At 68.1% G+C, this 11121-nt stretch carries 9 protein-coding genes; 5 read left to right on the top strand and 4 right to left on the bottom strand.

Annotation, left to right across the window (positions count from 1 at the left end):
• Positions 1–344: 344 nt before the first annotated feature.
• Positions 345–1262, bottom strand: coding sequence for a TIGR03619 family F420-dependent LLM class oxidoreductase (locus ACWEPG_RS06155; RefSeq protein ID WP_452594064.1), 918 nt, complete (start codon positions 1260–1262; stop codon positions 345–347).
• A gap of 137 nt (positions 1263–1399) precedes the next feature.
• Between ACWEPG_RS06155 and ACWEPG_RS06150 the strand changes: the two genes are divergently transcribed.
• The gene (locus tag ACWEPG_RS06150) at positions 1400–2455 is read left to right on the top strand and encodes an LLM class F420-dependent oxidoreductase (protein WP_452594063.1); all 1056 of its coding nucleotides are present in this window, start codon (positions 1400–1402) and stop codon (positions 2453–2455) included.
• 69 nt (positions 2456–2524) lie between these two features.
• On the opposite strand, the gene ACWEPG_RS06145 is transcribed toward ACWEPG_RS06150, so the two are convergent.
• Both ACWEPG_RS06145 and ACWEPG_RS06140 read right to left on the bottom strand, forming a co-directional pair.
• Positions 2525–3826 carry an amidohydrolase family protein gene (locus tag ACWEPG_RS06145; RefSeq protein ID WP_452594062.1) on the bottom strand — a complete coding sequence of 434 codons (1302 nt, stop codon included), beginning with the start codon at positions 3824–3826 and terminating at the stop codon, positions 2525–2527.
• 69 nt (positions 3827–3895) lie between these two features.
• A complete protein-coding gene (locus tag ACWEPG_RS06140) occupies positions 3896–5392 on the bottom strand; it encodes an acyl-CoA carboxylase subunit beta (RefSeq protein WP_450116554.1) in 1497 nt (498 codons plus the stop codon).
• Between the two features lie 277 nt (positions 5393–5669).
• On the opposite strand from ACWEPG_RS06140, the gene ACWEPG_RS06135 reads away from it, so the two are divergent.
• On the top strand, positions 5670–6260 hold the full coding sequence (locus ACWEPG_RS06135) for a TetR/AcrR family transcriptional regulator (protein WP_450116553.1): 591 nt from the start codon (positions 5670–5672) through the stop codon (positions 6258–6260).
• A 22-nt stretch (positions 6261–6282) separates the two neighbouring features.
• Here ACWEPG_RS06135 and ACWEPG_RS06130 read toward each other — a convergent pair whose 3' ends face one another.
• Positions 6283–7467, bottom strand: a complete 1185-nt coding sequence (locus ACWEPG_RS06130; protein WP_450116558.1) for an amidohydrolase family protein — start codon at positions 7465–7467, stop codon at positions 6283–6285.
• Between the two features lie 295 nt (positions 7468–7762).
• Here ACWEPG_RS06130 and ACWEPG_RS06125 point away from each other — a divergent pair, with 295 nt between their 5' ends.
• From ACWEPG_RS06125 to ACWEPG_RS06115, 3 genes are all read left to right on the top strand, one after another.
• Positions 7763–8434 (top strand): TetR/AcrR family transcriptional regulator, encoded by a 672-nt coding sequence (locus tag ACWEPG_RS06125; RefSeq protein ID WP_450116552.1) that lies wholly within the window; start codon positions 7763–7765, stop codon positions 8432–8434.
• 130 nt (positions 8435–8564) lie between these two features.
• Positions 8565–9749 (top strand): acyl-CoA dehydrogenase family protein, encoded by a 1185-nt coding sequence (locus tag ACWEPG_RS06120; protein ID WP_450116551.1) that lies wholly within the window; start codon positions 8565–8567, stop codon positions 9747–9749.
• 44 nt (positions 9750–9793) lie between these two features.
• Complete coding sequence (locus ACWEPG_RS06115) at positions 9794–11029, top strand: cytochrome P450 (protein ID WP_452594077.1); 1236 nt, start codon at positions 9794–9796, stop codon at positions 11027–11029.
• Positions 11030–11121 lie beyond the last annotated feature (92 nt).

Raw genomic sequence — 11121 nt, 5'->3', positions numbered from 1 at the left:
GCGGTTCCTAGACAGCTCCACTTCACAACCGGAGGCTTTCACCTGTCAGCTCGACTCACCGGACAGAGTCCGGACCAACCTCCCTGGACATCACAACTAGTGTGGCCGCATAGTCACCCCACTCCTCGACGTCCGCCAGCACGGCCTGATCGCCCTACCGATCAGCGGGCCGCTGGTCGCCGATCGCCGCATCGTCGTCCGGTTTCGTGTCCGGGAATCGGCCGTTTCTGCGACACCGGAAGGTGACACACCCCGGCAGACCCACGGAGGGCGCCAGCGGGGCCGCTTCACCGTTGCCGACCACTGCTCCACTCAATTTCGACGAACTTCGTGACCTTTTCCCGTCACAGCGTGTCGTCGACGAACCGGCGGCCGAACGTCTCGACGAAGTCCAGTGCGGCCCGCGGGGTGGACCCGTCGGCGTGGATGACCGCCCAGGTCGCGCCCCGCTCGGACATGTCCCGGAGGAAGTCGCGGGCGGCGCGCACCGAGTCGGCGTCACCGAAGTCGACGGGTGGGCACACCACCTGGACGTCGATGGTCTCCGGATCGCGTCCGGCGGCCTCGAGGGCGGAGCGCAACCGGCCCAGTCGCTCGCTGAAGCGGTCCGCGTTCTCGATGGCCGGGGTGCGGATGGCGGCTGCCATCGCCCGGTCCGTGATCAGTGGCATCCAGCCGTTGCCGAACTCGACGACCCGGCGCAGCGCGGCGTCCGAGTTCCCTCCGATCCAGATGGGCGGACGCGGCTGCTGGTGCGCGGCTTGCAGCCACAACGCGCCGGTGGCCGCGAATCCCTTTCCGCTGACCGGGGTCTGCGGGTCGGTCCAGATGGCGTTCAGTGCCGCCAGCGCCTCGTCGAACAGTTCCGCACGGCGGTCGAAGTCGACGCCGACGGCCGAGAACTCCGACCTCAGGTAGCCCGCGCCGACTCCGGCGATCAGGCGACCGCCTGAGACGATGTCGAGACTGCCGAGGGCCTTCGCGGACAGGTACGGGCTGCGGAAGGGCAGCACGTACAGATTCGTCATCAGCCGGATCGAGGTGGTGACCGCCGCGGCGAACGCGAGCGCCGCCACCGGGTCGAGCGTGTTGTGCCCGCCGTTCCGTCGCCACTTGAGCGAGGGGGCGGGATGCTCGCTGAGGGCGACCGCCGAGAATCCGGCCGACTCCGCGGCCGTGGCCACCGCGCGGATGACGTCGGGACGCAGGAAATCGTCCGGCGCGGATGGCAGTTCGCTGGGGTATTCGAGGACGTATCTCAACGCTCGGACCTTTCGTCGCGGGTGGGGCCGGGGGGATACCGAAGTGGGCCGCAATCAATGGCTGCGATGCCATACGGTAATCATTACAGTAACCACCCGCGAGGCATTGCGCGCAGACACACGGAAGAAGGCGAGCCATGAGCACGGACCTGGCCGGAGCCGCGGCGGAGACGAGCGCCCCGCGCACTCTCCGGATCGACGGAGGAATCCCGAACCGATTGGCGGAGGTGCCCGCGAAGGCCGCGGAACTCGAGCGACGGGGTTACGACGGGTGCTGGGTTGGGGAGACCAACCACGATCCCTTCCTGCCGCTGGTCCTGGCCGCCGAGCACACCGAGCGCCTGAGCCTGGGTACCAACATCGCCGTCGCGTTCGCCCGCAATCCGATGGCGATCGCCGGATTGGCCTGGGACCTGCAGGACTACTCCCGGGGCCGCTTCTGTCTCGGCCTCGGGACGCAGATCCGGCCGCACGTCGAGAAGCGCTTCTCCATGCCGTGGAGCCGGCCGGTCGGCAGGATGCGCGAATTCGTCGACGCGCTGCACGCGATCTGGTCCTGCTGGCGGGACGGGACGCCGCTGCGCTTCGAGGGGGAGTTCTACACCCACAAGATCATGACGCCGATGTTCACTCCCGAGCCGTCCGCCCAGCCGACGCCACGCATCCTGCTTGCGGCCGTGGGGGAGGCGATGACCGGGCTGTGCGGCGAGATCGCCGACGGGCTGCTCGTGCACCCCTTCGGCACCCGGCGGTACGTCGAGGAGGTGACCCGCCCGACGGTCGACGGCGGGCTCGAGCGCTCCGGTCGGACACGCGACGAGTTCGAGCTGGCCGGACCGGTGTTCGTGGTGACCGGCGAGGACGAGGCCGAGTACGCGGCGGTCGCGGCGGCGGTGCGGCGCCAGATCGCGTTCTACGGCTCGACGCCCGCCTACCGCGGCGTGCTCGACCTGCACGGCTGGGGCGACCTGCACACCGAGCTGCACACCCTCTCGAAGCAGGGTGACTGGGAGGCCATGGCCGGGCTGATCGACGACGAGATGCTGGAGACCATCGCTGTCGTGGGCCAGGTCGACGAGATCCCCGCGCTGCTGCGCCGGCGCTGTGAGGGCCTCTACGACAGGGTGGTGCCCGGTCTGCCGAAGTCGCTCTCCGGCAGCGCGATCGACAGGATTCTCGTGGGCCTGCGATGAACGAGGTGGCGGCCGGTCCTGTTTCGGACCGGCCGCCACCTGTCCGGAGCTGTGTCCGGGGCGCTTCTGCTATTTGGACGCGCTGTGGCCAACGGCGGCCCGGATCTGGGTCTGGAACGCGGCAACCTTGTCCGCGGCGTCCGTCTGGTGGTGGCTGCGGGCCTGGACGCTGATGTCGTGGCCCGCGGCCGCCGCGCGCAGGGCGCCGACGGTGGCCTGCTCCCGCGGGACGTGGCTGAACGGGTCGAAGCTGTACCAGCGCATCGCGTTCAGGTGCGTCATCTTGTCGACCTCGTCCTTCGGTACGGACTCGGCGTTCATGACTTCGCCGAGTTCCTCGGGCCCGTCCGGCCACATCGAGTCGCTGTGCGGATAGTCCATCTCCCACGCGATGTTGTCGATGCCGATGCGGTGCCTCAGATTCACGCCGAGCGGATCGCTGATGAAGCAGGTGAGGAAGTGCTCCCGGAAGACCTCACTCGGAAGCTTGCCGCCGAAGTCCTGCAGCGTCCACGTCGAGTGCATCTCGAAGGTCCGGTCGACCCGCTCGAGGAAATAGGGGATCCACCCGGTGCCGCCCTCGGAGAGCGCGATCTTCAGGTCGGGGTGGTCCTTGACCGGGCGCGACCACAGGAGGTCGGACGCCGCCGAGACGATGTTCATCGGCTGGAGGGTGATCATCACGTCCGGCGGCGAGTCGGTCGACGGGATGGACAGCCGGCCGGACGAGCCGATGTGAACGCTGAGCACGGTGTCGGTGTCGACGAGGGCCTTCCACAGCGGATTCCAGTACTCGTCGTGGAAGCTCGGGTAGCCGAGCGCGGCGGGGTTCTCGGAGAAGGTGAGCGAGTGGACGCCCTTCTTCGCGACCCGGCGCACCTCCTGCGCGCAGAGTTCGGCGTCCCAGATCACCGGCAGCGCCATCGGGATGAACCGGCCCGGGTAGGCCCCGCACCACTCGTCGATGTGCCAGTCGTTGTAGGCCTGCACCAGTGCCAGGGAGAAGTCGCTGTCCTCGGTGGCGAACAGGCGCGCCGCGAAACCTGGGAAGGACGGGAAGTTCATCGATGCGAGCACGCCGCCCGCGTTCATGTCCTTGACCCGCTCGTGGACGTCGTAGCAGCCGGGACGGATCTCATCGAGTCCCTCGGGTTCGAGGCCGTACTCCTCCTTGGGGCGGCCGGCGACCGCGTTGAGGGCCACATTGGGGATGACCCGGTCACGGAACTTCCAGACGTCGGTGCCGTTCTCCATGTGGATCAGGCGGGGGGCGTCGTCCTTGTACTTGGCCGCCAGGTGGTTTTCGAACATGTCCGGCGGTTCGATGATGTGGTCGTCGACGCTGATCAGGATCATGTCGTTCTTGTCCACACTGAGCTCCTTCGCGAGTCCAATACTGTAGACCTTACGATAACGCTTCTGGTGATGCCGGGGAAGGCGTTACGGCGTGATGACCGTGCGGGCCACCGGTTCGGCGGCCGCCTGCCTGCTGTAGAGGCCCCGCTGCAGGGCGGCCAGCAGGCGGTTCCGGGTCTCGACCGGGGAGATCATCTCGTCGAAGCCCATGTGCTCGGCCGAGAAGTACGACGCCTGCAGCTCCATCTCCCGCAGGGAGGCGGCGACGTCGTCCTCGGCCTTCGAGGACAGACTCAACGCCGCCGCGCTCATCGCGCCCATGGTGGCACCGGGGTAGGCGAAGGTGGCGACCTGGTCGTCGTACCCGAGCAGGGACATCACCATCGAGCCGAAGCCGTAGGCCTTGCGCAGCGTCAGGTGCAGTTTCAGGGTCGTCGCGCAGGTCTGCGCGGCAAACATTCGGGCGCCGCTGCGCAGCACGCCTGCCCGCTCGGAGTCGCTGCCGGGCAGCATGCCCGGGTTGTCGGTGAGGAACACGATCGGCAGGTGGAACGAGTCGGCCACGGTGATGAAATGGGCGGCCTTGTCGGCGGCATCCGAATCGATCGAGCCGGCGAGGACAGTCGGCTGGTTGGCCACCACCGCCACCGGGTGCCCGCCCAGGTGCGCGAGTCCGCAGATCACCGCGCGGCCGAACTCGGGCTGGATCTCCAGCCAGTCCGGGGTGTCGAAGACCGCGTCGATCACGGTGTGCATGTCGTACACGGAACGGTTGTCCCGAGAGACGATGTCGAGCAGCTCCGGTGTCTCGCGCGGGGCGGCCTCGTCGTCGGCAAGGAAGGACGGCGGATACGACCAGGCACTGGACGGGAAGTACGACAGGTACCGGCGAATCGTGTCCAGGGCCGCCGCGTCGTCCTCGGCCACGTTGTGGATCACGCCGCTCGGCAGCGCCACCCCCGGTCCGCCGAGGTCCTCCTTGGTGACCTCCTCGCCGGTCGACTCCCGGACCACCGGCGGGCCGGCGGTGAAGATGGCCCCCTGCCTGCTCATCACCGAGAAGTCACTGACCGGCGCGACCAGTGCGCCGTGACCCGCGGACGGTCCGAGCACCGCGGCGACGGTGGGCACCTTGCCCGAGCAGCGCGCCTGTGCCAGCAGGTCGGTCGGGGTGCGCCCGTAGTGGTTTCCGGTCGGACGGAAGCCCGCCCCCTCGAGCAGCATGATCAGCGGTGACTTGGTGCGAACGGCGAGTTCTGCCAGGCGGTAACGCTTGGAATTGCTGCCCGGGGCGATGGTTCCGGCCATCGTGGTGAAGTCCTCGGCGCCGACGAGCACCGGCCGTCCGTCGATCAGGCCGGAGCCGGCGACCAGGGCGTCCGCCGGCACGTCGCCGCCGACCAGGGTGCCGAACTCCTGGAAGGACCCGTCGTCGAGGAGGTGGTCGATCCGCGCGCGGGCGTCGAGTTTGCCCTTCGCGTTGTGTTTCGCGACCCGTTCCGGTCCGCCCATCTCGTAGCTGCGGCGGCGCCGGTGGTTCAGGTCGTCGAGGGTGTCGTCCCAGGTGTGCGCGTTGCTCACGATCGCCCTTCCTCACGCGGGGAGCGGACCACGGTGTGATCCGGCGGTGCCGGTGGCCGGTGACACGCGGATCCCGACGATCCGGTGGCACGGTGTTCCGGCGGGTTCGGGATTGAGAAAACGGTGTGGTTTTACCGTGGTTGTACCAGGGCCGCGACGCGGGCACAAGGGTGGCCACCGGTGGACACGGTCCGGATCGGTTGTCGTGAAGGGTGATTCGGAGCGGCGGACGCTGGACGGGGGCCGCCGGCGTCGCCCCGTGCGGTATAACCGAGCGATGGCGAAACCGCTGATCCCGGCGGAGGTGATACTCGACCGGGCGCTCGAACTGCTCGACGCCGAGGGTGTCGACGCCCTCGGCGTCCGCCGTCTCGCCGCGGACCTGAGGATCTCCACCCGCACCCTGTACCAGCAGGTCGGGAACCGGGACGCGCTGATCCGCGCGCTGGTCGCCCGGCACTTCTCGCAGCTGACCTTCGAGTTCCGCCAGTACGAGAGCTGGGACGAGACGGCGCTGCAGTGGTGCCTGGCCCTGCGGGAGACACTGCGCGAACACCCCTTCCTGACCGAGCTGATGACCTTCGCCGACCGGCGTGTCATCGTGGACTACGTCAACGAGCTCGTCAAAGTGGCTCTGCGTGAAGGAATTCCGCGGGGCACCGCGGTCGAGTGCTGCCGCTCGCTCGCCAACGTCACGGTCAACCACGCGATCGTCGAGGTGCGTGCGATGCGCGACCCGGCGCCCGAGGTCTCCGATGAGGCGGCCGGGATGGCCGGCAACCTGGCGATGACCATCGGCTGGATCCTGGCCGGGGTCCGGATCTGCTCGGACGGAGCTTCGGCCGGTAGATCCGACGCGCCGACCTGAGCGGGCCCCGGCGGGGTTCGGGTCAGTGCGCGGCAACGGCGGGCGGACGCACGGCCCCGGGATCGGGATTGGCGATCGGCAGACCCATGAAGCGCCGCGCGTTGTCGCCCATGAAGTCGTAGGTCCGGCGCTCGTCCATGCCCTCGGCGTACCTCCAGTAGCCCTTCGGCTCCGGAAGGCCCTCGGGGTGCGGGTAGTCCGATCCGAATAGCACTCGGTCCCAGCCGACCGTGTCGACGACGTCGGACACCGAGCCCTCCCAGAACGGGCTCACCCAGATGTTCCGGCGGAAGACCTCCAGTGGGTTCTCCTCGAAGTTCTGCGGCATCTTGCGGGTCAGGTCCTCGAGATCGTGGAACAGCGGATGGATCCAGGAACTGCCGTTCTCGACACTGGCGACGCGCAGCTCCGGGAACCGGGTGAGGGTGCCGTGGCAGATCAGGCTGCCGATCATGTCCGAGATCTCGCGGTGGCCCAGGGTGAGCCAGCGGAAGGCGCTCATCGCCATGAAGTTGGTCGTGTGCGGGGGTTCCCACATGTTCACGTACTCGGTGAGCGGGGGCTGGCTGGCGTGCAGCACGACGGGCACTCCCGCCTCCTCCACCTCGCGCCAGAACGGGTCGAACTCGGGCAGCGCGGGAGAGCGCCAGCCGTGCAGACCCTTGACCGGAGCCGGCTTGATCAGCACCGCCCGCGCACCGTTCTCGAGCACGAACGCCAGTTCACGGCGGGCGGCGTCCACCTCGGAGCAGTTGATGATCGGTGTGCTGAAGACGCGGTCGCGGTAGTCGTAGGTCCAGTGCTCGAGCATCCAGCGGTTGAGTGCGTGGATGATCGCGACGGTGAGCTCGGGATCGTCGGCGGCCGAGTGTTCGACAAGGCTGGCCAGGGTGGGGTAGACGAGGGCCTCCCGGACGCCCTGCCGGTCGAGCTCGGCGAGCCGGTCCTCCGGATTGCGGGTTGCCGCGGGTGCGTCGATCGCCTTGCCCTGCATCTCGCGCAACGTCAGGCCCTCGACGTTCTCGCCTGCGAAGAACTTCTCGTGAGCACCGGGGGCGGCGACGCGGTCGAAGGTCGGATTCGGGATGAAGTCCGTGATCCGGCCGTTAATGGCGATGCGGGTGTGGCGGCCGACGGTCACGAACTGCACGGCCTGCGAGTAGCGCTCTGGCAGGTACCTCGTCAGCGACTCCGCGGTCTCGTACATGTGCTGGTCTGCGTCGAATATCGGCGCCGCAGTGAACTGGGACGGACCGGCGGACTGGGGCGGAGTGGGGATCTGGGTCAACGGAATTCTCCTGTGCGACACGTCGGTTTGCGTGACGTGTGGGGTGTGGGATCCGGAGTTTCGAAAGGTGCTCGGGGACGCGGGGCGTGGCCGTGTCCGCTCCCTCAGGCTGACACGACTTGACACAACTGTCAACGACTTTGACAAGCGGATTTGTAGTCAACAGCGATACAGAACGGGAAGTATTGACACTTCCGTCAAGTATGCTTCGGGCATGAGTCCCGCCATGGAATCCGGCACGCCCGAATCCGGCACCACCGCATCCGGGGGCCGGGCCGACCGCACCAGGGCAGCCATCCTCGACGCCGGCCGTCAGCTGTTCCTCGAGCGCGGCTACGCCGGCACGGCCGTGGGTGCGATCACCGATGCGTGCGGGATCTCCCGCGCCGGCTTCTACACCTATTTCAAGGACAAGCGCGAGATCTTCGGGGTGCTCGGCGACAACGCGTACCGGGACCTGCGCGCGGTCCTCGCCCTGTGGAACGGCTTCCCCGAACCGCGTCGGATCGAGGACGTTCGCCGATTTGTCGAGGCGTACTTCGCGTACATGGATCGGCACGGCGCTTTCGCGATGGCGGCCACGGTCTCCGCGCCGGACGACGACGACTTCCGGATCGGCAACACCCGCATGCAGACCCGGGTGGCGTGGATTCTCGGGCAGGCGCTGCTGGGCAGTTCCGCGAACTCGGCGGAGTCGGTGCACTCACCCGAGGTGGTCGGGGTTGCGGCCCTGGGCCTGCTCGATCGGGCCTGGTATGCGGCGGCGTCGCAGACGGTCGCGGTTGCGGCAGGGGAGATGGTCGACCTGGTCGTCGAAATGATCCACCGGATGACGGTCCCCGCTGGGATGGACTGGAATGCAAGCGGTTCCGTCGAGTCGAGCTGAGGGCGCACATCCGTGGTCGCGTCTTGTCGGCATGACCGGAGAGCGGTACGGTAAGGCTCACTGTAAGAAAACGCCGTAGTTTCACGAGCCCAATCCATGCCTCGGCGGCGTCGGACGTGGACGGAGCAGTATGGACTTCTCCCTGGTCGACCTGGCACCGCCCGATCGCGAGTTCCGTGATCGGGCGCGCGCGTTCCTCTCCGAGCACGTGACCGAGGACCGGCTACACGCCGAACTCGCGACCGGTGACGGCCACATCGAGGAGGTGCACCGCGCGCTCGGCGCACAGGGCTGGCTCGAACCCGAGACGCTGAGCCCGAGCCAGGGTGGATACCCGCAGATCCGACGTCGAATCTGGGATCTCGAACGGCGCCGCGCCCATCTGCCCATGGAGAATTGGGGCGCGACCGTCATGATCCTGCAAGCGGTGCGCCAGTTCGGATCTCCCGAATTGCTCGATGAGGTCCTCTCCGGCGTGTACACCGGAGAGATTCTGTTCGCGATGGGATACACAGAGCCCGAGGGTGGCTCCGACATCGCGACGGTCCGTACCCGCGCAGTCCGGGACGGCGACGACTGGGTGATCACGGGACAGAAGATGTTCACCACCGGCGCGCAGAACAGCCGGTACATCTTCCTGCTGACCAACACGAATCCCGACGGGCGCCGGCACCGGAACCTGACGATGTTCCTGGTGCCCACGGACACACCGGGCCTGCGCGTCGACGGCCTGCGCACCGTCGACGGCGAACGCACCAACATCACCTTCTACGAAGGCATCCGGCTCGCCGACCGGTACCGCCTCGGAGAGGTGGACGGTGGGTGGCAGGTACTGATGGGGCCGCTCGCGGCGGAACACGGTGCGGCGGAGGCCGACTCGCCCGGCCTGTCCGACATCACCACAATGACCAACTTCGGGGTGACGATGGCCGAGGCCGCGGATTGTGCGGTGGGTCTCGCGTCCCGCCCCGGCCGGGACGGTCACCGGCCGCTGGACGACGCGGCGACCGCCGCGCGTCTCGGCCGAGCCCACGCGCGGATCGAGGCCGCACTGAGCACACCCGGCATCTTCGGCAGGGTCGCGATCGCGCAGACGATGCGCGAGAGCGTCCCCGAGCTGATGGACGCCCTCGGTCCGGCGGCCGCACTGACCTCCGGCGCCGACGGTGCCGCCGACGACGGAGCCACCGAACACCTGTACCGCTGGGCGCCGCTGGTCGGCATCTACGGCGGCACCGTCGACGTGTTCCGAAACATGATCGCCCAGCACGTCCTCGGACTCGGACGCGCCACATTCCCAGGGAGTCGACCGTGAGCACACCGACCACCAACGATCCCGCCGAGGCGTCCGCGGACGAAGTGACCGCCGCCGCGCGCCGGTCGGCCGCACTGACCGTCGCCGACCCCACCGCGTACGCGGACGAGGACCGACTGCACCGGGCACTTGCGTACCTGCGCGCCCACGACCCCGTTGCACGGGTCGAGGCGCCCGCCTACCGGCCCTTCCACGCGATCACCAAGCACGACGACGTGATGGCGGTCGAACGGGCCAACGAGCTGTTCACCAACTCGCCCCGGCCGGTGCTGATGCGCGCCGAGCAGGACGAACTGCAGGAACAGGCGCAGATCCGGACGCTGATCCACATGGACGACCCCGAGCACCGACTGATGCGTGCCGTCGCCGCCGACTGGTTCACCCCGAAGGCGCTGCGCGAGATGAAGGTCCGGGTGGACGAACTCGCGCGGATCCACGTCGACCGGCTGCGCGACACCGGCGGCGAATGCGACTTCGTGCAGGAGATCGCGGTCAACTACCCGCTGTACGTGATCATGTCGCTGCTCGGTCTGCCCCAGGGCGACTTCCCCCGGATGCTGAAGCTCACCCAGGAGCTCGTCGGCTCGGAGGACGCGGAGATGCAGCGCAGCGCGAGCCCCGAGGAGCAGATGGCCGGGCTGCTGGACATGTTCGCGTACTTCACCGCACTCACGGCGTCCCGGCGCGAGACGCCGACCTCGGACCTCGCCTCCACCATCGCCAACGCGAAGATCGACGGCGAACTGCTGGGCGACATCGACATCGTGTCCTATTACGCGATCATCGCCACCGCCGGCCACGACACAACCAGCTCGACCATCTCCGGCGGCATGCGTGCCCTGATCGACCATCCCGACCAGCGCCGGCTACTGCAGGCAGAACCCGGACTCATGTCGTCCGCCGTGGAGGAGATGATCCGGTGGGTCACGCCGGTCAAGGCATTCATGCGAACCGCGTCCGCGGACACCGAGGTACGTGGCGTGCCCATCGCGGCCGGTGAGTCGGTGCTCCTGTCCTACGCGTCCGCCAACCGGGACGAGGAGATCTTCACCAACCCGTTCCGGTTCGACATCACCAGGAGGCCGAACAAGCATGTGGCCTTCGGATTCGGCGTGCACTTCTGCCTCGGCGCCGCACTGGCCCGGATGGAGATCGCGAGCTTCTTCACCGAACTGCTGCCCCGCCTCGGCGACATCGAGCTGACCGGGGAGCCGGAGCTGACCTCGACCACCTTCGTCGGCGGCCTCAAGCATCTTCCGATAAGGTTCACTCTCCGTTGAGGGTCGGCCCGAATCGGACTGTTCGGACCGAACCCTTTGCGCGCCAAAGAAGTTTCCGGCTCTTCGGTTTGCGGGCCGCGACTGCGCATGCG

The organism is Rhodococcus sp. NPDC004095 (assembly GCF_053604015.1).
This window is presented reverse-complemented; position numbering and strand designations above follow the sequence as displayed.